Here is a 22637-nt window from a genome sequence, read left to right as displayed (position 1 = left end):
AACTACTAAAATCCTTTCAGATTGTAACACTACCCCTGCCGGGCGTCTAGAGAAAGCGGTGTGTGCTATGATTAGAAAAAAGATTGGAGCGTTAACATACATGCCACATCCCATACGGGCTGTCATCTGGGACCTGGACGGCGTCATCATCGATAGCGCAGAGCAACACCGGCGCGCATGGTTACGCCTGGCACGCGAGGAGGGTATCCCTTTCACAGATGCCGATTTCTGGAGTACCTTCGGCAAACGCAATGACGATATCCTGGCCGAAAAATGGGGGCCGCTCGCTTCCGAGCAGGCACGCGCCCTGGCAGACCGCAAAGAAGCATACTACCGAGAATACATCCGTGAAACAGCAGCCCCTCTGCCCGGTGCGATGGAATTGATGCGCGAACTGCACGTGGCGGGTTTCCTGCAGGCGCTCGCATCATCGACGCCGGCGGAGAATATCCGGCTGATTAGCGAGCTACTGGGCTTGAATCAATATCTAACGGTTCTTGTGTCTGGAGAGACGGTTGCACGTGGCAAGCCCGCACCCGATATTTTCCTGGCGGCGGCCAGAGCTCTGAATATAGACCCGGTCTATTGCCTGGTGATTGAGGATGCCGTGGCGGGTGTCGAGGCGGCTCACGCCGCCGGTATGCGCTGCATCGCCGTCGCGGGCAATCGCGACCTGCCGGGTTTGCGCAAGGCCGAGTTGATGGTAAAAGACCTCACCGAGGTCAATGTAGCACGGATTCGGGAACTCGCCTGACACGGTAGAACAGTAATATGGTGATTCTATAGAAATGGGCAGGGATTCTTCGCTGCGCTCAGCATGACAGGCCCCGGAGACACCTGGCTGTCTCCGGGGCCTGTCATGCTGAGCGCAGCGAAGAATCCCTCGCACGGAGCCGCCCAGCCGCCCGATTTCCGTCACCTGGCCCACTTCTGAGGAATCATCAGAGCAGTAATGTCCTGCTTGACAAGCGAGGTGTGGAATGGCAAAATATTCCCACCAACCAGCATGGAGGTGTAGGGGCCCCGGTGGGTCTCACCGTCTTCAAAACGGCTGAGGGGTCGCTCGGCGCGGTCCCTGGTGGGTTCGACTCCCATACGCCTCTGCCCAGAAAGAGATGTTTATCAGTAGCCCACCGGGGCAGGGACCAGCCGCGGTCCCTGACGAAGATTAATAACCAGGCTCGGTATGAGCCTGCCATTCTTCGCTGCGCTCAGAATCCCTCTCACCATGCAGATTCTTCACCACGCAGATTCTTCGCTGCGCTCAGAATGACATGTTCGGGTGGGTACTCGTATCATCGACCTGTAAATCGCTGTCACCCCTCTCCGTTATCTCTTGCATTTCTTGCCAGAATACGCTACACTAAAGCCGTTCCATCTGGAACTGCATATTTCCACTTTAGCACTACATCATCAGAAGAGTATTGTACCAACTGCTGTATTGGTGAGCGGTTGAGGGTGGGAGCATCTCTTGCTGTACTGGAAATGAGGGTGGTCGCTGATGGCATCCCTGGAAGAACTGGTCCCCGGCGCGCAGGTCAGGGGATTGCTGCCTGCTGCTACCGTCAGCATTGTCAGCGCGAGGCAGCATGGCTCCGTTGGCGTGGAAGTGGTGTACCGGGATGCTGACGGGCGGCTGGGCAGCGAATTGCTGTACCAGGACGTTATTGCCGGCCTGGAGATTGTGCCCGCCAATTTGCCCTGGCGTTTCGATGCCGATGGCTCGCTCTTCCGTCTCGCCTCCGAAGCTTATCGCATTCGCCTGGCGTACCTTTTCGACCCGCTCATCGCCGTGCATACCTCGTTGATCGAGCCGCTACCACACCAGATCACCGCCGTCTACGAGACCATGCTGGCGAAGCAGCCGCTGCGCTACCTGCTGGCCGATGATCCCGGCGCGGGCAAAACGATTATGACCGGCCTGCTCATCAAAGAACTGCTCATTCGCGGCGACCTGCGGCGCTGCCTCATTGTCGCTCCCGGCAACCTCGTCGAGCAATGGCAGGACGAACTTGCCCGCCGCTTCCACCTGGCCTTCGCCATCCTGACCAATGACCGGCTGGAGGCCTCCGTCTCCGGCAACGCTTTCCAGGAGATGCCGCTATGCATCGCTCGCCTCGACAAACTCTCGCGCAGTGAGGCCGCGCAGGAGACGCTGCGGCAGAGCGAGTGGGATCTCGTCGTGGTCGATGAGGCGCATAAGATGTCGGCCACCTTTGCCGGCGGCGAGCCGAAGTATACAAAACGCTACCACCTGGGCGAACTGCTCGGCACGCTCACGCGCCACCTGCTGCTGCTCACTGCCACCCCACATAACGGCAAAGAAGAGGATTTTCAACTCTTCCTGCGCCTGCTCGATGCCGACCGCTTCGAGGGAAAGTTCCGCGAGGGCGTCCACGTTGTGGATGCCTCTGATCTCATGCGCCACCTTGTCAAAGAGCAGCTTTACACCTTCGAGGGCAGGCCGCTCTTTCCCGAACGCTACGCCTATAGCGTCACCTACCGCCTCTCGCCACAGGAAACCGCGCTCTATCAGGCCGTGACCTCTTACGTGCGCGCCGAGTTCAATCGCGCCGATGCCCTTGAGAAGGCCCGCAGGGGCACCATTGGCTTTGCCCTCACGACCCTGCAACGCCGCCTTGCCTCCTCACCGGAAGCGATCTATCAATCCCTACGGCGCAGGCGCGAACGGCTGGAACGCCGGTTACAGGAAACAAAGCAGGCCCAACTGCAGAACATACAGGCTCCGCTTGAACTGCTCGCCGACCTGCCATCCTTTGACGAAGACGATCTCGACGACCTGGAGGACGCGCCGGACGCCGAGCGCGAGGCGACGGAGGAGCAGGTCGTCGATCAGGCATCGGCGGCCCGCACCATCGCTGAACTGGAAGCCGAGATTGCCACCTTGACCACGCTGGAGGCGCTGGCCTTGCAGGTGCGACGCAGCGGGACGGACCGCAAATGGGAGGAACTGGCTAGTCTCCTTGAACAGCAAACGGAGATGTTCGACCCGGCAGGGCAGCGCCGCAAGCTGGTGATCTTCACCGAACACCGCGATACCCTCAATTACCTGGCAGGGCGCATCCGTACCCTGCTTGGCAGTGCCGAGGCGGTTGTTACCATTCACGGCAGTATGAGCCGCGCCGAACGTGCTGCCGCGCAGGAAGCCTTCACGCAGGATAAAGAGACGCTCATCCTGCTGGCGACCGATGCCGCCGGGGAGGGCATCAACCTGCAGCGCGCCCATCTCATGGTCAACTACGACCTGCCCTGGAACCCCAATCGCATCGAGCAGCGTTTCGGGCGCATTCACCGTATCGGGCAAACGGAGGTCTGCCACCTGTGGAATCTCGTGGCCGTTGATACGCGCGAAGGCGAAGTCTTCGATACGCTGCTGCACAAGCTGGCGGAAGAGCGCGAGGCCCTTGGCGGGCAGGTTTTCGATGTGCTGGGCAACGACAAACTGTTTGAAGATCGCTCCCTGCGCGAACTGATCGTGGAGGCCATTCGCTACGGGGAGCAGCCCGCCGTGCGCGCTCGCCTGTTCCACGTGGTTGACCGGGCGCTGGACCGCGACCATTTGCAGACCCTGCTGGAAGAGCGCGCCCTGACGCACGAAGTGATGGACGTGGTGCGCGTGCGGCAGATTCGTGAGGAGATGGAGCGCGCCCAGGCACGTCGGTTGCAGCCGCACTACATCGCCTCCTTCTTCCTGGAAGCCTTTCGACGCCTGGGCGGCAGCATCTACGAGCGCGAGCCGCAACGCTATGAGATCACCAACGTTCCGTCTGCCATTCGCCAGCGCCCGCCCCGTCATGATAGCCGGGCGGTCATCCTGCGCCGCTACGAGCGTATCGTCTTTGAGAAGGAGCGCGTCCATGTCGATGGCAAGCCTCCTGCTGTCTTGATTGCCCCCGGCCATCCCCTGCTGGATGCCACGCTCGACCTGGTGCTGGAGCAGCAGCGCGACCTGCTGAAACAGGGAGCCATACTCGTGGACCCGACCGATTCGAGCGAGCAGATGCGCGTGCTGTTCTATCTGGAAGAGACCATCCAGGATGCCAGCCACGACAGCGCGGGCAAGCGCCACGAAGTCTCGCGCCAGTTGCACTTTATCGAACTGGATGAAGCCGGTTCCCTGCGCAGCGCGGGTTACGCGCCTTTCCTCGACTATCGCCCGCTCACGGATGAAGAGCAGGCTATCGCTGCCGAACTGCGCGGCGCATCCTGGCTGGCCGGCGATCTGGAAGGGCAGGCACGCGGCTATGCCATCACCGAACTGGTGCCGCGCCACCTGGCCGAAGTGAAACAGCGGCGCGAGGCCCAGATCAACAAGACTATCGCCGCCGTCAACGAGCGGCTGACGACCGAGATCAGCTTCTGGGATAACCGCGCCGAGCAGTTGCGCATGCAGGAAGCGGCGGGCCGGCCCAATGCGCGCCTCAACTCGCGCAACGCCCGCAGCCGGGCGCAGGAACTGCTCGACCGGCTGGATCGCCGCGTCGCCGAACTGGAACAGGAGCGCAAGCTCTCCCCGCTGCCGCCGGTCGTCATCGGTTGCGCCCTGATCGTCCCACAGGCACTATTGGCGCGTCTGCTGGATATCGCCGCTCCGGCAAGCGACGAGCAGGCACACGAAACGGCCCGCGTCGAGCGACTGGCAATGGAGGCCGTCATGCAGGCTGAACGCGCGCTGGGTTATGTGCCACGCGATGTGAGCGCCGAGAAGTGCGGCTACGATATCGAATCGTCCATTCCCGGCACCGGCAAACTGCGCTTCATCGAGGTCAAAGGCCGCGTCAAAGATGCCACAACTGTCACCGTCACGCGCAACGAAATCCTGACCGCGCTCAACAAACCCGACGATTTCATCCTCGCCATTGTCCTGATCGATGGCGAGACGACCACTACCCACTACGTCAAGCGGCCATTCGGGCGCGAACCGGACTTTGGCGCAACCAGCGTCAATTATGAGCTAGCAAAACTACTATCCAGAGGAGTTCTTCCCGTATGAGTATGCAACCATCCTATCGCACCAAATTGATCGAGGTCGCCCTGCCGCTCAACGCTATCAACGTCGCCTCGGCCCGCGAGAAATCCATCCGGCACGGCCACCCCTCGACGCTGCATCTGTGGTGGTCACGCAAACCACTGGCAACATGCCGCGCTGTCCTCTTCGCCTCGCTCGTCGATGACCCCTCGGCCCATCCTGAGCAATTTCCAACCGAGCAGGAACAGCAAGCCGAACGCGAGCGACTCTTCAAGCTGATAGAACAGCTGGTCCTCTGGGAAAACTCCAATAACGAGGATGTCTTAGGCATGGCGCGGGCCGAGATTCTCAAATCGACCGGTGACAACCCGCCGCCGGTTCTCGATCCCTTCGCGGGCGGCGGCTCCATTCCGCTGGAAGCGCAACGACTGGGCCTGGAAGCGCATGCCAGCGACCTCAACCCCGTGGCGGTCCTCATCAACAAGGCGCTGATCGAGATTCCACCGAAGTTTGCCGGGCAGACGCCCGTGAACCCGCAGGCGCGCCAATCGCTGATGGGTGGCGACTGGCACGGCGCACGCGGCCTTGCCAGCGATATCCGCTACTACGGCAAGTGGATGCGCGACGAAGCAGCGCGGCGCATCGGCCACCTCTACCCGCACGTCACGCTGCCGCACGAATACGGCGGCGGCGAAGCAACCGTAATCGCCTGGTTGTGGGTGCGTACCGTACAATGTCCCAATCCCGCCTGCGGCGCACAGATGCCTTTAACCAGCAAATGGTGGCTCTCCAAAAAGAAGGGTAAAGAGGCATGGGTTGACCCACAGATCGACCGCGGCGTCACGCCTCCAGCCATCCACTTCGCTGTGAAGACAGGCAAGGGCAGGCCACAGGATGGCACAGTCAACCGGCGTGGCGCTATTTGCATCGCCTGTGGCACTCCTGTATCTTTCGACCACGTTCGCAGCGAGGGCAAAGCCGGTCGCATAGGCGCGCAACTCATGGCAATCGTTGCCGAAGGCCATGGTGGGCGAGCATATATCTCGCCAAACGAAGAGCAGGAAGCTACTGCTTCCCAGGCGAAACCTCAAGATGTACCTGATACAACTCTACCAGAACAGGCGCTGGGTTTCCGCGTACAGCTTTACGGCATGACAAAACATTGCGATTTATTCACCTCCCGCCAGCTTGTCGCGCTAACCACCTTCGGTGATCTTGTGCTGGAAGCCAGGGAGCGTGTGCTGGCTGATGCACGTGAAGCTGGCTGGACCGATGATGGCACCTCGCTCAATGACGGAGGTAGGGGCGCAACGGCGTATGCTGATGCGGTAGCGACGTATTTGGGGATTGCGCTGGATAAGGGAGCAGATTACTGGTCAACTATTTGTTCCTGGCATGCTGGACGAGACACAGTGCGTAATACGTTCGCTCGTCAAGCTATTCCGATGGTATGGGATTTCGCCGAGGCGAATCCGTTCAGTGACTCCAGTGGGAATTACATGGGAGCCGTCGATTGGGTAGCTCAGGTTATCGAAATATCGCCCGCTCAAACAAAAGGTGTAGCGCAACAGCGCGATGCTGCCACAGCTATCAATGGCGTAATGGATCCCATGATCTCGACTGATCCACCGTACTATGACAATATCGGGTACGCTGACCTGGCGGATTTCTTCTATGTCTGGTTGCGGCGCTCGCTTGGCACGCTCTACCCCGACCTGTTCAGGACGATGCTGGTACCCAAAGCGCAGGAACTGGTGGCGACGCCGTACCGCTTTAATGGCAATAAGGGCGAGGCGCAGCAGTTCTTTGAGACAGGGTTAGGGCAGGCTTTCGAGCGCATGAGAAAGGCTCAGAATCCGGAATACCCTCTGACGGTCTACTACGCCTTCAAACAGGCTGAGTCTGAGGCAGAGGGTGAGAGTGAAGATGAAGAAACTGGCAATAGTAATGGTATAAAGAACATCGCCTCGACCGGCTGGGAAACGATGCTGGAAGGGTTGATTCGCGCCGGTTTTGCCATTACCGGAACATGGCCGGTGCGCACGGAAATGCTCAATCGCAGCGTTGGTCTGGGAACAAATGCTCTTGCCTCGTCCATCGTTCTTGTCTGCCGCCCGCGCGAGGAACATGCGCCGGTGGCGTCGCGTCGCCAGTTCCTCACCGCGCTCAAGGCGGAACTGCCCGCCGCGCTGAAGAAGTTGCAACATGGCAGCATCGCGCCGGTGGACCTGGCGCAGGCGAGCATCGGCCCGGGAATGGCGATCTACTCGCGCTACAGCAGGGTGGTCGAGTCGGATGGAACGCGCATGGGCGTGCGCACGGCGCTGCAGTTGATCAATCGCGCGCTGGATGAGGCGCTGGCCGAGCAGGAGGGCGAGTACGATGGCGAGACGCGCTGGGCTGTCGCGTGGTTCGAGCAGTATGCGATGAACGAGGGCGAATACGGCATGGCCGAGACGCTTTCGAAGGCGAAGAATACGAGCGTGCAGGGCATGGTCGACGCCGGGCTGGTGCAGGCGCACGGCGGCAAGGTGCGACTGGTGCGCCGCGAGGACCTGCTGGAAAACTGGAATCCGCGCTCCTCGCACCTGACGGTATGGGAGGTGACACAGCGCATGATCGCGGCGCTCAATCAGAAAGGCGAGGTTGGCGCGGGCGATGTCCTGCGACTGGCGGGCGCGCGCGGCGAGATTGCCCGCGACCTGGCCTATCGCCTCTACACGCTCTGCGAGCGCAAGGGCTGGGCGCAGGAGGCGCTGGCCTACAACAGCCTGGTCACGTCATGGTCTGAGATTAGCCGCCTGGCGCATCGCGAGGCTGGAGATGCAGGGTTGTGGGAAGCGACGTATATGGGGTAGAAAGGTCTTTAAAAATCGTAAACGGCAAGGATAGATTGTACTGATTGTTGTTTAAGTAGCAAAGGAATCGATGAAACCATGTCGCTTACCTCACATCTCAATGACAGGGCCAGTTTCATGGGACAGTTCATCAAACAACAGTTTTCACAGACGGGTGCGCTGACAAAGGATGCCAATCGTCAGCTGAGGGATGCTCTTACGCTTCGGCCCGTTGTTCAAACTGGGGAGTCCTATCCCTATATCTATCTCGGTACAGCTATCGATTATCGTATACGCTATGCATTCGCCATCACACCGTATCAACGACTCGTCGCATGGGAGGGGGCTCTACAATTGGCGGTACAGCCCGCAAGCAGTGAGCAGGATATCCTTTTAGATGAGGATGAAGTGTTTAAAATTCTCTTGATCACCCCCATTTTCTTTGATATCACGCGGGGGGTCGCGCAAGGTCCCTATCCTTTCAAGCTCATCCGGCAGTTCTTTGAAGCTTTGGATGCCGTACTAAAGGTCATTCAGCCTGTTGGACGACGGCTGGAACTTCAAGCGGAACACCTACTGGATCGTTATTGCTTCGTGTTGAGTCTGTTTGAACAGGCCGCCCGTAGCAATACCTACCTGCAAGGCCCGCTTATGCAGCCCACAGTGAAGCGTAGCGTTGAGGAATTGCTGGCTATCCCACAGCAATCCTGGATCGACGATATGGGGATGTTATTCAACGCCTTTTATGACCGCTACCAGCATCTCCTGTCGCTGCCCCACGTACTGAATCCTACATTCGCAGGAAGCGGCGATGTTGGAGGAGCGGATGCTGACCTGGTTGTCGATGGCTGTCTTATTGATATCAAAACAAGCATAGCTCCGCAACTGAAGGCGGATTACCTCTATCAGTTAGCCGGTTATCTGCTGCTTGATTATGATGACCAGCTTCATATCAATGCAGTTGGTATCTATATGGCGCGCCAGGCAATACTGTTTCGCTGGGCGGTGCCGGAATTCCTGCACGTGCTTACAGGGGATAGCAGGGCAGACCTTCAGACACTACGTCTGCAATTCCGTGCGCTTTGCCAGAGCATGAGAGCAAGAGATTCGTTCTGATGATTACCCAGAAGTGGGCCAGGGGCTGAAACCGGGGCGGCTGGACAACTTCGGGCGAGGGATTCTTCGCTGCGCTCAGAATGACATGGACACGCGATTCTTACCATTCTTGAAGGTGAAAGTCCGTAATCGGTAGTGGACGCCGATGAATCGGCCATTACGGTTGATGGCGACACCGCAGACCTCAAGGCCAGGGGCCGATCAATCGGCGGTGGGCGCGATCAATCGGCCCCTACGACACAGCCGTGGCGCCGATTGATCGCTTAGTTGCCGGAATAATTTGTGAAAAACGATGATAGATAAGGGAGAGAGACATCATGGCACAGAGCAACTACGAGCGCGTGGGGCGCGCATTGAGCCTGTTGAAGCAGGGGTTGCAGCCTTTTGTGGAGCGCCAGATGCAGGCTACCTATGGCTCGCGCTGGCAGTACGAGGCGGTGCAGGCGCTGCGCGATCAGCATATCGGCGACGATGGCCTGCACCTGGATTCACAGGCGCTGCTGCTGATCATCTGGGATCAGTGGCAGCCGGTGTTCAGGAACGTGCTGGGACACGCGGAGCGCTCGCTGGTGAGCGAACTGCGCGAGACGCGCAACGAGTGGGCGCACCAGCGTCCTTTCAGCACCGACGACGCCTACCGCGCGCTCGATAGCATTCAGCGCCTGCTCAACGCCGTCTCCGCCGCGCAGGAGGCAGGTGAGGTGGAGCGGCAGAAACAGGAACTGTTGCGCCAGCGATTTGAAGAGCAGGCGCGCAACGAGACACGCAAGGTCTCCGCTACCTCCGTCGAGGGACGACCGGGCATGGGGCTGCGTCCCTGGCGCGAGGTGATTACGCCCCATCCCGATGTCGCTTCCGGTCGTTACGAGTCCGCCGAGTTTGCCGCCGACCTGGGACAGGTGGCTCGCGGCCTCGGCGCGCAGGAGTACCGCGACCCACGCGCCTTCTACCAGCGCACCTACCTGACCTATGGCCTGCGCCGCTTGCTGATCGATGCCCTGCAGCGCCTCGATGGTAGTGGTGGCAACCCGGTGGTCGACCTGCAAACCAACTTTGGTGGCGGCAAGACGCACTCGCTGCTGGCGCTGTACCATCTCTTCTCAGGCGTACCGGCCTCCGAACTGGCCGGTCTTGACGCAGTGCTGCGCGAAGCTGGAGTAGCAAAACCGCCGGAGGCGCAGCGTGCCGTGCTGGTAGGCTACGAACTCTCGCCGGGTATACCGCGTCCCAAACCAGATGGCTGCATAGTGAACACGCTGTGGGGCGAACTGGCCTGGCAACTGCTCGGCAAGGATGGCTTCGCGATGGTGGCCGAGGCGGATCGGCAGGGTGTCAGTCCCGGCTCGGACGTGCTACGCGAACTATTTGCGGCAGCGGCCCCTTGCCTCATTCTCATCGACGAATGGGTGGTCTATGCCCGCCAGCTGTATAATATCTCCGGCCTGCCCGGCGGCTCGTTCGACGCCAATCTCAGCTTCGCGCAGTCGCTGACCGAGGCGGCCAAAGCGGCCCCGCGCACACTGCTGGTGGCGACCATTCCTGCTTCCGATGCCGAAACAGGCGGCGAAGGCGGTCGCGAAGCCGCCGAACGACTCAAGCGTATCTTTGGGCGCGTCGAGTCGCCCTGGCGACCGGCCGATGCCGAGGAGGGCTTTGAGATCGTGCGCCGTCGCCTGTTCCAGAATATCGCCGACCCGGCCAGCTTTGTCGCGCGCGATGCCGTCGCTCGAGCCTTCGTCGAATTCTACCGCGGCCAGCCGCAAGAATTTCCCGCCGTCTGTGGTGAGGCCGATTACGAACGGCGCATTCGTCATGCCTATCCCATCCATCCCGAACTCTTTGACCGGCTCTATACCGACTGGTCAAGTATCGAGGGGTTCCAGCGGACACGCGGCGTGCTGCGCCTGATGGCCGCGGTTGTGCATGCGCTGTGGGAGGGCCAGGATAACAGCATCCTCATCATGCCCGCAACGGTGCCGGTGGCCGCGCCCAAAGTGCAATACGAACTGACCCGTTACCTGGAGAATAGCTGGGTGCCGGTGATTGAGAGCGAAGTCGATGGTACGAACGCGCTCCCAGCACGCCTGGACCGTGAGAATCCGAACCTGGGGCGCTATTCGGCCTGCCGCCGTGTGGCCCGCACCATCTACCTCGGCTCAGCTCCCACGCTGCGCAGCCAGAACCGGGGGTTGCCGGTGCGACAGATCAACCTGGGCTGCACACAGCCGGGAGAGAGCGTTGCCATTTTCGGCGATGCCCTGCGCCGTCTCGCCGATTCCTCGGCCTATCTGACGGTGGAGGGGCAACGCTACTGGTACAGCACGCAGCCCACGGTCGCCCGCCTGGCGCAGGATCGCGCCGCGCAGTACTCTGATGAAGAGGTACTCGATAAAATCGAAGAACGTGTGCGGGCCGAGCAGGCCAATCGCGGCGATTTTGCTCGCGTGCATCCCTGCCCGGCGTCCAGCAGCGATGTCGCCGACGACGACATGGCGGCACGACTGGTGATCCTCAAGCCGCGATTTTCCCACGCCCTGCACGATGCGCAGAGCAGCGGCATGGCACAGGCACGGGATATCCTCAACACACGGGGAGATGCGCTGCGTCACTACCGCAACACGCTGGTCTTCCTGGCGGCTGATCGCGCGCGATTGGAAGACTTGAAGCAGGGGATGCGACAATTCCTGGCGTGGGAGTCGATCCTGCGGGATAGCGAGTCGCTCAACCTGGACGCCTCGCAGCGCAACCAGGCCAGCACGCGCCTGAAGAGTGCGGAGGAAACGGTGAAGGCGCGCATCCCCGAAACCTACATCTGGTTGCTTGTCCCCGAGCAACTTGATACGCACCAGCCGGAGAGCATCGAGGAGTATCGCTTGCAGCCCCAGCCACAAAGTCCGCTGGCGAGCAACGCCAGTCGCAAGCTGCGCACGGAAGATCTCCTGCTCACGCAATACGCCGGAACCCTGCTGCGCGGCAAAATGGACGAGATTCCCCTCTGGCGCGGCGATCATGTCACCGTCAAAGAACTGGCCGAATTTTTCGCCCGCTACCTCTACCTGCCACGCCTGAAGAATACCGAGGTGCTGCTGGCGGCCATCCGCGAAGGCGTGCAATCGCTTACCTGGGAGCAGGAAACGTTTGCCTACGCCGACAGCTACGACGCCGAGCGCCAGCGCTATCTCGGTCTCAAGGCGGGCCAGCAGGTGCAGGTCGCGCTCAACAGCAATGCCGTCGTAGTGAAACCCGAAGCCGCCGCGAGGCAGTTCGTGGCTGACGCCCAGGTCACTCAACAGGCCGCCACGGCACTTACCTATACGGCACCCGGCGCAAGCAGCGCGAAATCGCCCGCGGTCAGCGAGCGCGGCGGCTCAACCCTTCTGGAGCCTGCCCGCCCAACAGCAACGCCATCCTCAACGGAGCAGACAACACTTCCGGCAGAACGAACACCGCAGGCGCAACGCTTTCACGGCTCAATCAAACTCAATCCACGCATGATGGCGGGAAATGCCGGGACGATCATGGACGAGGTCGTGCGCCACCTGACCGCCATCTATGGAGCAGACGTGCAGGTGACGCTGGAAATTCAGGCCACCATCCCTGCCGTCCCCGATGACATCAAACGCACCATCGAGGAGAACTGCCGCACGCTGCGCTTCGAGAGCTTTGATTTTGAAGAGGAATGAGAGATTCTTCCCCGTTCGCTGCACTCAGGGCTTCGGCCCTTGCGCTCAGAATGACATGCCCCCGGGACCGATCCCGGGGGTAAGGCCGTGTCGAAGCATCACTTCCGCCATCTTTGTCCGGTCGGGAGTTCCGCCGGCGGCATCGATCACAGCACCCATCTCGCGAAAGAACTCCGGCCCAATCACAGCCGGGCTCAGGACAGCTAGCGACTTCGCATCTACCGTGCCATGATTGGCGAAAGTATGAACCGCGCCACGTGGTATGCACAACACCTGTCCAGGCCCCACCTCGATGGATACATCATCGACCGTCCAGGTAGTAACCCCTTCGAGCCCATAAAGTGTTTCTTCATATGCATCGTGACTATGTGCCGGGGCAGGAAGCTTCTCTCCAGCAGGAACAGTCAACTCGAAGACTGCGACGCTGCCATTAGATTGAGCGCCGGTGACCAGGAAACGGATCTGTAGCTTGCCAACCTGGATCATCTCATCAGCAGGATTCAGCCGAACCTCTGTACTATATTGAGCCATTGATACCTCCTCTAGCAAATTGCATTGACATCCTCAAGCGTCCGTGGCCGTATCCTGTGCTCAGCATCATCACCGGTCAAGAGAATCTGGACGAAGACGCTGCTGTGAACCGTGCAGCCCATACCACCTCTCTCCGTCACCTGCGCCGCCACAACATGCGTCCGCACCTCTCCCGCTCTTGCTCCGTCTATACCAAACTCCACATCAGCGCACTTTCTGTTGGAATTGAGAATAGTTCCTTCTTCCACCATCCAGATGATTTGCAAGGGTTCCAGCAAATCTTCCGTCTCGATGTAATATCGCCCTTTGATTGCCCTAACAGCACTTTCTGACTCCCTCGCTTGCAGCCGGGTATCGCCTTTAATCAACACCTTTGGAGTTCTCACGACTTTCCCGGGGTCTTCGGGAATCGAGATTTCCCCTTTAGATGGACGATATCCGGTAACTGCTGCATTGTTTTGTCTCACTTCGCGCAGAGCTATCTCTTGCATATCTACCTCTTCTATGCACGTGGTTGTACGTCTTACAAATTCTCATCGTTACGACAACAAAGGCATTCATCGTTTGTTGTCATTCTCTACCTCTATTGCGTGGCTTACTCTGGAACAAGCTCCAGCCATCGCACATCCAGAGCATAACAGGTCTGGATGAATTAACGCTGTGGTAATGCTGAACCGAAGCTGAGAGTAGAGTAGTGACGAAACGGCAGAAGAGCGAGTATTCTTAATTTCATCTCAGGCAATCTACAGGGTCAATTCATGTAGCTAGAATATGCTTGTGGTGGAAGGATGGAGAGTGTTCAACCCCAGACTTGCACCCCCCGCTCTCCACCTTCTGTTCTTTTCTTCACCGCACGTTTTTAGGGGCGATATTTTGCCTCTCACGCAGCCTTAAGAGGATATCAGCCACAATCACAATTACAAATGCAATTGCTGGAATAGCGATCTGCGTCCATGGAAGATGTTCAAACACTGGCCCCAAACGAATATCATCCAGGATCATATTTGCCGCAGTCCATGCCAGCGCGAGTGCCGCGACATCCAGCAGCCAGGGTAACCGGCTGATTAGTTCGGCCACCAGGGCACTACCCACCAGTAGCAGTATGATACTGATGAGCAAGCCTCCGGCTAGCAACAGCAGGTTGCCAGAAGCCAGAGCGCCAATGGCAAGCACATTATCCAGGCTCATCGTTACATCAGCAATCAGAATGGTCAAGAATGCCGCCCAGAACCCTTTTTCCTCAGTAGGATACGCAGTTGGGGCAGAGCAATTTTGAGCTACTCCTCGTGCCTGTTCAGCAGATTTCACCCGTTGCGGCTCGCCTCGTCCCATCAGCAGGCGTACAGCAATGAAAAGTAGCAGAACTCCACCTAGCGCCTGAAGCAAAGGGAGCCGTAACAAGAACGTAGCGAGAATGGCAAAACCAATACGCAAGATGATGGCCCCACCTCCGCCAAGCACAATGGCATACCAGCGCTGCCGCCGGGGTAATCCGGCGGCGGCAGCACCAATCACCAGGGCATTATCTCCGCTAAGTACCAGGTCAATCAGAATGATGCCACCCAGCGTGCCTAACAATTCGAGCAACTTGCTCCTCCTTTTTTACACGTACCTTGCTTCTAATCACATTTTCTACTCTTATACTGGCATTAAGCTCGCCAGGTTTCATCTGCATTGTTTGTTGCTGGTTTTCCTGGCCAACTTACACCGGTGAGGTGGTATGGAGAAGATAGTGAGCAGGAAGTTCAGGCGAGTGGCAGCCACATGCTGAAGGTACTTCCCTGGCCCGGACTACTCTCAGCAGTGATCCGTCCTCCCAATCGATCCACAATGGTTTGCGCAATGGAAAGACCTAACCCTGTTCCATGACGCGAACGAGCGCGATCAGCGCGGTAGAAACGCTCGAAGATATGCGGCAGGTCAGCAGGCTCAATGCCAATACCTGTATCCTGCACCCGCAGGACGGCTTGATTCTCCACCCGCTCCAGCGAGACGATCACACGGCCAGGACCCTCCCCATCGTTTCCATGAGTATATTTCAGCGCGTTGTCGAGCAGGATGAGCATCACACGGCGCAGGCTTTCCTCATCGCCACGCACGCGCACCGGCTCTATATGGCCGATTTCCAGCTTCAGCTTTGACCCATCAACGGTTAAGCGCCCGCGCAGTTGGCGCACGAGTTGAAGGAGGGCATGATCGAGTTCGACAAGGGATTGCGGCTCTCTCTTTTCTCCGGCCAGCGCCTTCCTCTCTTCTCTTTCCTCTGTGATATCCATGCTGGCATCAGCGCGGGCCAGCAGCAGCAATTCCTCCACCAGTTCCTTGAGCCGTAATGTTTCCCCATGCGCATCGGCGAGCATAGCGCGGCGTTCATCTGGGGGAATCTCTTCAAAATGGCGTTGCAAGAATGCCAGGTTGCCTTGAATCGTCGTCAGGGGGGCACGTAGTTCGTGTGAGGCATCGGTAACGAACCGTCGCTGTGTTTGCGTTGCGCTCTCTAACGATGCCAGCATATCATTGAGGGTATCGACGACCAGGGCCATCTCATCGTGACTCCCAGGCTCGGGCACGCGCTGGCTCAGATTGCCCAGGCGCGTCCCACGGGCAGTGGAAGCTGCAATGGCACGAGCAGTGGTTACGATTTCGGCAAGTGGCCGCAATACGCGAGTGGATAACACCCAGGTGCCACAGAGTGTGAAGACAAGCGTTCCTAAACCGATCACCAGCAGCAAAACGCGTATGAGCATGAGCGTGGCATTGACATCGCTCAGCGATTTAGCCACCACCAACACGCCAATAACCGGCCCTGTCCCATCTCCCCCATTCGTATTTGCTCCATTCCCCGGTACCCGAATGGGAAATGCTCCTACTCGTACCTGTTCTCCATTCACACTTGTCGTATACAGTGGGGATTGTTGGCCAGAAAGCACCGACCGGAACAGATCAGCGCTGATGGGAATCATCGACGCTGTCCCACTATTCGCGGGATAGAGCGCCTGTCCCTGGGCATTCAGAATTTCAATCACAACCCCCGGCTCGCTATAGCTACTCACAGTCGGCAGGGAGAGTTGCGCGGGCCAGTAAGGAGATGCCGGACTCAGTTCGCGCCGCAGGTCGGCAGTGACAATCCGGGCCTCCGCATTGATAGCGCTTTCCACCCCTTGATTGAGGGCATCAGTGGTTAGAACCATGATGAGAACCGCGAAAAAGCCGAGGGCAAGAGTAAGCAGCGCTCCATACCCCACTAGCAGGCGCAGGCGAAGGGAACGAGGCAAGCGAGACCTGCTTCCAGTTCTCATAGTCGTTGGAGCCATCCTCATTCACCTCTCAACGCTGTTCATAATCCTATCAGCCTGACAATGACACTTCCCTACTTATACCTCCTGCTCTGCTCAAGCAAGGAGACGGGCTTACTCTTTGAAGACATAGCCAACGCCGCGCACAGTATGGATCAGACGGGGCTCGCCCTCCGCTTCCAGTTTGGCGCGCAGATAGCCCACGTACACTTCCATCACATTGGACGACCCTTCGAAGTCCAATCCCCAGACACGGTCCAGGATGATTTCGCGCGTGAGAACCTGGCGCGGTCGCCGCAGAAAAAGGGCCAGCAACTCATACTCGGTGGGGGATAATTCAATCTCACGCGTGCCGCGATGAGCGATGCGCGTCCCCGTATCTAACTCGACATCTGCATAACGTAAGACCTCATGCTGCTCCTCCTGGCTGCGCCGCAGTAAGGCCTTGACACGTGCCACCAATTCTTCAGGCGCAAATGGCTTCACCAGGTAGTCGTCGGCCCCTGTTTCCAGACCTTTCACGCGATCGGCGACCGCGTCACGCGCGGTCAGCATTAGAATGGGCACCCGGTCGCCTGCTGCTCGCAGGCGCCGCGCGACCTCCAGGCCATCCAGTCCCGGCAGCATGAGATCCAGGACAATGAGGTCGGGAGGGCGTTCCAGTGCGCGATCCAGGGCCTCATTGCCGCTGGCCGCGACGACCACACTATATCCTTCATACGCCAGCACGCGCCGCAATAGATCGGTGATGCGCGGGTCGTCATCCACAACAAGAATATGGGCTTTCATCGCCTGTTCTCCACTTCATGAGAAACTGACTTCTTCCCAGAAGCGAGTCTTTGCAATTCCTTCGCTCGTTATTCTCAACCCTACACAAATCAGTTTCTTTATGGAGAGTATAGCATGGCCTGGTGAAGCAAGACTGAGACAAACATGTGGTGAAGCTGAGAATAGGGTACTCATACCGCGCGTCTATTTTCCAGATCTAAGCGGGCAGTCGCTTCAAAATTTCTTGCTCGCGTTTGTTCAGCAGATTTGCTGGAGACTTTCAACCTGATTTTTCTTATAGTTCGTGAGAAGGCTGAATGGAAGGGGCCGAGATGCTTCGTGGCCCACTTATAGATAATTATCAGGAAACATTATTGACATACGCATCGAACGGCTCAATCACCTCTGGAATGGCCTCCTCCCAGGCAATTGTCATCACGTGAATGCCGGCGACGCCTTCGATCTCGGCCAGCGATTGAATGAGTTCCCGCGCCATTTGCTTGCCCTCTGCCTTCGGGTCAGACGCGTTTGCCAGGCGGTCGACTATTGCCTGGGAAACACGCATTCCCGGCACATGCTCCCGCAAGAAATTGGCCCGCTCCGCCGATTGTAACAAGAGGATGCCAACCAGGATTCTGGTTGCTTGATGCAGGCCAGGCGAGCGCACCCTGGCCATCCATTGTTTGAAGTAGTCGATGTCAAAGACGGCCTGCGTCTGAATAAAATCGGCGCCTGCCGCCACCTTTTTTTGCAGGCGCAAGACCTGCAGGTCGAGCGGTTCGCCCTCCGGGTTGGCTGCCGCTCCCAGGAAAAGACTCGGCGGGTCATCTATCTTCTGGCCGGATAGCAATTCACCATTGTCGCGCATACGACGAGCCAGCGCCAGTAGCGAAGTGCTATCCAGGTCAAACACACCCATCGCCCCCGGGTCGTCGCCGTAACGCTGGTGATCTCCCGTCAAAAGCAGTACATTGTTGATGTCCAGCGCCGCCGCACTGATAAGCTCGCTTTGCAACGCAATACGGTTACGATCACGGCAGCTCATCTGTAAAATCGGCTCTATTCCCATCTCTTGCAGGATCACGCATCCAACCAGGCTGGACAACCGCGCGATACCCAGCGCGTTATCGGTGACATTCACCGCCGCGACTTTCCCACGCAGCAACTCGGCCTTCTTACGTATAAGATCAGCATTGGCGGAACGCGGCGGCCCTAACTCGGCTGTTATCACGAACCGCCCCGCGTTCAGCGCATGTTCCAACTTCGTACCGGCCTTCAACGCGGGCTTTGGACGGTCTAAGACTTCAGACCATTTGGGTGTGAACCATTTTCCGTTGAGGACATTGCCATAGGCCGAGGTACCCTGCAATGACCAATCGACCGGCCATTGCAGCTTCTCCATGCGACCGGTCAGGCCCAGATGCTGCGAACGCTGGTAGATTTCAACCCAGATACAGGGCCGCTCAGGATAGACTTCACAGCGGCCATCAAGGGACGGACCCCCGCACGGCCCATTGCGCATTCCCTTTGGGCAGCGCATGGGGCAGATCAGGGCTGTTTGCTGCAAAATACACTGGCCGCACATATGACAGCCGAAAAGCGCTTCCTTTGTCAGCTTCTCGCACTGGAGCAATGCCCGTCCCACTACATTCCCCACCTGTCCAACCTCGCTAACCGCCTCTTTTCCAACCGCGCTTGCCAGTACTCTTAACGGTCGTCCCTTTCCTGACGGAGTTGGTGCAGGCTTAACTGGAACAGGACTTTGTGAAGCTGCTATCTGCTCATCCTCTATGTGTTTGCTGCTCTGCTCTGGACTCATGATAACTCCTGGCGAACAATCTCTGCTCCCTCGACCATTGCCCTCAACTTCTTAAAGGCAATCTCGCGGGGAAGATGATGCAGCCCGCAATCGGGATTGACGTAGAGCTTTTCGGGCCGCACATGCTTGAGCGCGCGCCGTATCCGCTCTGCTACCTGTTGCGGCGTTTCAACAAGCGAACTCTTGACATCGATAACTCCCACGCCCAGTTCTAGCTCCGAGGGATATTTACTGAACAATTCCAGGTCCTCGTCGCCCTTGCGCGCAAACTCCAGCGCCAGCTGGTGAATATGGGCCTCGAAGATTCCTGGAAAGAGGAAGCGATAATTGCCATCCCAATACGGCTTGCCATAACGATTCCCATAGCAAACATGCAGGATAATATGCGATTCCACACCCTCGGTCGCGATATTGAGCGCTCGCACCACCCATGCGAGGTCTTCTGGATAACCGGTCAGGTACGATTCGTCCAGCTGGATATAATCGGCCCCCGCTTTCGCCAGCGCCTTCAGCTCCCCGTTCATGATGCGGGCAAGTTCCAACGCAACCTCTTCCTCGTGCTGGTAATATTCGTTCTTGATGCGCTTGGCGAGCGTCAGCGGGCCGGTAATGGTGAATTTAACAGCTCTATCGGTATTCTGCTTCAGAAATTCTAGATCGGGCAGCAGCCCTAACGACGCGGTAGGAATCTTGTGGCGGATGACGCTGTCATAGAAATCATAGTAATAGGCCTTCGTGCGATGATCGATTTCGACGCCCGGAATACGATAGGCAAAGTAATCAATATCATTATCGCGGCGCAATTCGCCATCGGTCAGAATATCGACGCCCGCGCGTTCCTGATCCTTAATCGTGGCCTGGATGACGATATTGTGCATATCGTTGAGCTGGTCGCCGCTGATCCGGCGTTGTAAATAGTCGGTCTTGGCTCGTTCTAGCCAGTCCGGTACGGAATAGCTGCCGATCACGCTCGTCGGCAAGAGTTTATCTATCGCCATAAAACTCCCCCTTTCGCGTTCCCTACGCTTACCACCCGGCCTTCTTTCATGCCGTTGTTTATCCTGAGCCATCATCGGTTTGCTTGCCTTTCATCTGCTGACATCAGTCCCTCACACTCGTTGTCAGGATCGTAATATTCGAGTTCTGACGATAAACGAACGGTTGGAAATGCACATCATACCCACAGCGTTTGCCGACCAGCCGTAGCAGAGGGCCATTCACCCAGTTGACCACCGAGCCGTCGTACTTGCCCGGCCCGCGAAACCCGGTATAGTATTGTTCCAGGTCGGTCACGAAAATATCCTGCACCTGGAAAACCCCGCGTGGATGCAGCAACGGTACGGTATTCATGAAACTTTTCAGCGCCATCTCGTTCAGGTGCATGCGTATATTGCCACCCACATCCTCAAGCAGGGTCTGCACATCCATACCATCAAAGCCATCAAACAGCTTGAGCTGGGTGAGATCAGGCAGCAGCACGCAACGCTCTTCTAGCTTGAGCGCGTACCAGACATCGCTCCAGAAGCGAACACCCTCGTCAATATCGTCGAAGTATTCCGGGCCAATCCTGAGAAACCGGATGATAGTGGTCACCAGGTCGCGCCCGCCCAGGTGATACTTTTCGCCGATTTTCTCAGCCTCAACAAGGGGCAGGTAGGCCCTCACCTCGACCTGGTAATACTGGTTATCCCACCTGACCAGTTCGCTACTGGGCAGGTTATCGTAGACATTGGAGATGTGAATAAACATGATCTTGTAGCGCAAAAACGAGAGGCTTTTCAGCGGGTCGGTCGCATCCATCACCAGGAAGCTCACCTTATCGAGATATGGCCCGACGGCCTCACGCGCGGCATCGAGGACGCACAGGGAGAAATCGCTCATCAGGTAATGCAGGCGATCATAGTAAGAGGGCTTATCGCGTGTATAGCGCTGAAATTCGTCAAGCCAGGTGCGGGCATGGGTGCCATTGCCCACTCCTATCTCAAGCACGAAGATCTGTTCAGGCAGCTGGTCTCTTGAGCGCAGATCGTCGAGCACCCGGCATAGTTGTTTCACAGACTCCGCCACAAAATCGGGATTGCAGGCATCGGTCACGCCACCCGGCAGGGATACCTCGTAACCCTTGTTGAAACTGGCTTCCCATTTGTCCAGAGCATTCCAGAAAAGGCTGTTGAACGACCAGATAATGCTATTGCGGGCCGGTTGAAATGGTTCGAGGTAGAGCTTTTCTTTACCTGGGGCGCTGGCAACCGCCTGTTGTTCTACCGCGCCAGGAGCCACTACCGCTATAGCCGAATCGCCGCGAACACCGGGCTCATGGAAAGAGGATTCGAGCAATTTCCGGGAGGGAGACATGGTAGGCGCCCAGCTATCGAGCAACTGGCGCAACTGGTCAGCGAACGTTTCTGCCTCGACCTGGCGAAGATCAATCAACACTTCACGGTGATGAACGGTCTGGCAATCAGGGTCGAAAGCCACGCGCTCTGTAACCGGTGGCCTGAAATTCTTCTTGTACTGAATCCAATCGAAAGAAACATGAGCATTGCGTAGAAGCTGCTGGTAAGCGGGATTTTGATGATAGTCAGCCGCTACCTTGCCAAGCGCGCTCAAAACGGCCGCTACCTGCTCATCGTTCTTTCGTTTCATTGGCTTTAATTCGATAAGCATAGACGACACATCCTTTTTGTATCAACATGGCTCTATGGCTTCAACGCTCGCCGTAGATCGACCACCCGCATGACCTGTTCCAGCACCGCCAGGTCGCCTTGCCTGGCAACCACAATATTGAAACCATGTATCTCTTTGAAATTTTTCAGCGCCTCAATGGCAGTGACTATCCATTGCGTGCTCATATCTCCTTTTTCAAGAGCCTCTTCAGTCCCTGCCGGAGACAATGGAAGACTTACCAGAAGCGGCCTTGTGGATAAAAAATCGGCATGATTAGTCTCGAAAGACATAAGCGCGGCAATGAAACGTTGTACGTCATCTACCGGCGGCGTAACAACGAATTGGGCGCTACTCAATGCCGCACTTTCGATGGGCAGTTCCAGCGGAAGAAAAGCTCCGATATAGAAGAGCGGGCGTTTCTTGATGCTGGCTCCCGATATGAAGCGGCCCTCATCGCGCATCCGTACAGCAGTGGCAAGCAAGGCCGGCCCATCCAGGTCGGTGACGAGACGGGCATCAGCATTCTGGCCGAGGGATTCTCGCGCCAGTGGTTGCATATCGACGAGCAGCGTATGAATATCTAAAGCGCCGAGACCCAGGAGGTCGCTTTGCAACGCGAGACGATTGCGATCACGCCCGCTGATCCGCACAATCGCTTCTATCCCTGCGCGTTTCAGCAGCACCGCCGTTGCCAGGCTGCTGACCGCTATCGCGCCATCCGGCGCATCAACAGTCAGCACCGCGTCAAATGCAGGAGCACGAGCTACTATCTTCTTCATGATGTTACCGGTTTCGGCGGTCAGGAGTGGAGGAAGTTGCAGGGTGAGAGCGAAACCACCGCTCTCCCAAAGCCGTTGTAGACGCGAAGTTTGGCCGGTAAGCGGATAATCTGATTGGTCTTGCACAGGTTGTAGCATGAAAATCGCAATT

The 22637-nt window shown here is 57.8% G+C and carries 15 protein-coding genes and 1 tRNA gene; 7 read left to right on the top strand and 9 right to left on the bottom strand.

Annotated elements, in window-relative coordinates:
• The first annotated feature begins 100 nt into the window (after window positions 1-100).
• The 7 genes from VFA09_16845 (at window position 101) to VFA09_16815 (ending at window position 12626) form a co-directional block, all read left to right on the top strand.
• Window positions 101-754, top strand: a complete 654-nt coding sequence (locus VFA09_16845) for an HAD family phosphatase (protein ID HZU68945.1) — start codon at window positions 101-103, stop codon at window positions 752-754.
• 254 nt (window positions 755-1008) lie between these two features.
• Window positions 1009-1104 (top strand) — tRNA-Sec (locus VFA09_16840).
• A gap of 397 nt (window positions 1105-1501) precedes the next feature.
• The gene (locus tag VFA09_16835; GenBank protein HZU68944.1) at window positions 1502-5014 is read left to right on the top strand and encodes a DUF3883 domain-containing protein; all 3513 of its coding nucleotides are present in this window, start codon (window positions 1502-1504) and stop codon (window positions 5012-5014) included.
• The gene (locus VFA09_16830) at window positions 5011-7848 is read left to right on the top strand and encodes a DUF1156 domain-containing protein (GenBank protein HZU68943.1); all 2838 of its coding nucleotides are present in this window, start codon (window positions 5011-5013) and stop codon (window positions 7846-7848) included. Before VFA09_16835 ends, VFA09_16830 begins: the two co-directional genes overlap by 4 nt.
• Window positions 7849-7926: 78 nt before the next feature.
• Window positions 7927-8943 (top strand): hypothetical protein, encoded by a 1017-nt coding sequence (locus tag VFA09_16825; protein HZU68942.1) that lies wholly within the window; start codon window positions 7927-7929, stop codon window positions 8941-8943.
• Between the two features lie 135 nt (window positions 8944-9078).
• On the top strand, window positions 9079-9210 hold the full coding sequence (locus VFA09_16820; GenBank protein HZU68941.1) for a hypothetical protein: 132 nt from the start codon (window positions 9079-9081) through the stop codon (window positions 9208-9210).
• Window positions 9211-9260: 50 nt separating this feature from the next.
• Window positions 9261-12626: a Swt1 family HEPN domain-containing protein gene (locus VFA09_16815; protein ID HZU68940.1), complete on the top strand. Its 3366-nt coding sequence runs from the start codon at window positions 9261-9263 to the stop codon at window positions 12624-12626.
• A gap of 45 nt (window positions 12627-12671) precedes the next feature.
• Here the strand turns inward: VFA09_16815 and VFA09_16810 are convergent, their stop codons facing one another.
• The 9 genes from VFA09_16810 to VFA09_16770 form a co-directional block, all read right to left on the bottom strand.
• Complete coding sequence (locus tag VFA09_16810) at window positions 12672-13157, bottom strand: cupin domain-containing protein (GenBank protein ID HZU68939.1); 486 nt, start codon at window positions 13155-13157, stop codon at window positions 12672-12674.
• 11 nt (window positions 13158-13168) lie between these two features.
• The gene (locus tag VFA09_16805; GenBank protein ID HZU68938.1) at window positions 13169-13648 is read right to left on the bottom strand and encodes a hypothetical protein; all 480 of its coding nucleotides are present in this window, start codon (window positions 13646-13648) and stop codon (window positions 13169-13171) included.
• 355 nt (window positions 13649-14003) lie between these two features.
• A complete protein-coding gene (locus VFA09_16800) occupies window positions 14004-14744 on the bottom strand; it encodes a YjbE family putative metal transport protein (protein ID HZU68937.1) in 741 nt (246 codons plus the stop codon).
• Between the two features lie 158 nt (window positions 14745-14902).
• A complete protein-coding gene (locus tag VFA09_16795) occupies window positions 14903-16432 on the bottom strand; it encodes a HAMP domain-containing sensor histidine kinase (GenBank protein HZU68936.1) in 1530 nt (509 codons plus the stop codon).
• A 135-nt stretch (window positions 16433-16567) separates the two neighbouring features.
• On the bottom strand, window positions 16568-17242 hold the full coding sequence (locus VFA09_16790) for a response regulator transcription factor (GenBank protein ID HZU68935.1): 675 nt from the start codon (window positions 17240-17242) through the stop codon (window positions 16568-16570).
• Window positions 17243-17582: 340 nt separating this feature from the next.
• Window positions 17583-19040: a methylenetetrahydrofolate reductase C-terminal domain-containing protein gene (locus tag VFA09_16785; GenBank protein HZU68934.1), complete on the bottom strand. Its 1458-nt coding sequence runs from the start codon at window positions 19038-19040 to the stop codon at window positions 17583-17585.
• Window positions 19037-20038 carry a hypothetical protein gene (locus VFA09_16780; protein HZU68933.1) on the bottom strand — a complete coding sequence of 334 codons (1002 nt, stop codon included), beginning with the start codon at window positions 20036-20038 and terminating at the stop codon, window positions 19037-19039. Before VFA09_16780 ends, VFA09_16785 begins: the two co-directional genes overlap by 4 nt.
• Before the next feature lie 103 nt (window positions 20039-20141).
• Window positions 20142-21707 carry a class I SAM-dependent methyltransferase gene (locus VFA09_16775; GenBank protein HZU68932.1) on the bottom strand — a complete coding sequence of 522 codons (1566 nt, stop codon included), beginning with the start codon at window positions 21705-21707 and terminating at the stop codon, window positions 20142-20144.
• Between the two features lie 32 nt (window positions 21708-21739).
• Window positions 21740-22624: a hypothetical protein gene (locus VFA09_16770; GenBank protein ID HZU68931.1), complete on the bottom strand. Its 885-nt coding sequence runs from the start codon at window positions 22622-22624 to the stop codon at window positions 21740-21742.
• Window positions 22625-22637 lie beyond the last annotated feature (13 nt).

It is taken from the genome of Ktedonobacteraceae bacterium (assembly GCA_035653615.1).
GTDB lineage: Bacteria > Chloroflexota > Ktedonobacteria > Ktedonobacterales > Ktedonobacteraceae > DASRBN01.
This window is presented reverse-complemented; position numbering and strand designations above follow the sequence as displayed.

What these genes read in the sequence shown, in the direction of transcription:
- VFA09_16845 (HZU68945.1), top strand. Translation starts at nt 101, where the DNA reads ATGCCACATCCCATACGGGCTGTCATCTGGGACCTGGACGGCGTCATC.
- VFA09_16835 (HZU68944.1), top strand. Translation starts at nt 1,502, where the DNA reads ATGGCATCCCTGGAAGAACTGGTCCCCGGCGCGCAGGTCAGGGGATTG.
- VFA09_16830 (HZU68943.1), top strand. Translation starts at nt 5,011, where the DNA reads ATGAGTATGCAACCATCCTATCGCACCAAATTGATCGAGGTCGCCCTG.
- VFA09_16825 (HZU68942.1), top strand. Translation starts at nt 7,927, where the DNA reads ATGTCGCTTACCTCACATCTCAATGACAGGGCCAGTTTCATGGGACAG.
- VFA09_16815 (HZU68940.1), top strand. Translation starts at nt 9,261, where the DNA reads ATGGCACAGAGCAACTACGAGCGCGTGGGGCGCGCATTGAGCCTGTTG.
- VFA09_16810 (HZU68939.1), bottom strand. Translation starts at nt 13,157, where the DNA reads ATGGCTCAATATAGTACAGAGGTTCGGCTGAATCCTGCTGATGAGATG.
- VFA09_16805 (HZU68938.1), bottom strand. Translation starts at nt 13,648, where the DNA reads ATGCAAGAGATAGCTCTGCGCGAAGTGAGACAAAACAATGCAGCAGTT.
- VFA09_16790 (HZU68935.1), bottom strand. Translation starts at nt 17,242, where the DNA reads ATGAAAGCCCATATTCTTGTTGTGGATGACGACCCGCGCATCACCGAT.
- VFA09_16785 (HZU68934.1), bottom strand. Translation starts at nt 19,040, where the DNA reads ATGAGTCCAGAGCAGAGCAGCAAACACATAGAGGATGAGCAGATAGCA.
- VFA09_16780 (HZU68933.1), bottom strand. Translation starts at nt 20,038, where the DNA reads ATGGCGATAGATAAACTCTTGCCGACGAGCGTGATCGGCAGCTATTCC.
- VFA09_16775 (HZU68932.1), bottom strand. Translation starts at nt 21,707, where the DNA reads ATGCTTATCGAATTAAAGCCAATGAAACGAAAGAACGATGAGCAGGTA.
- VFA09_16770 (HZU68931.1), bottom strand. Translation starts at nt 22,624, where the DNA reads ATGCTACAACCTGTGCAAGACCAATCAGATTATCCGCTTACCGGCCAA.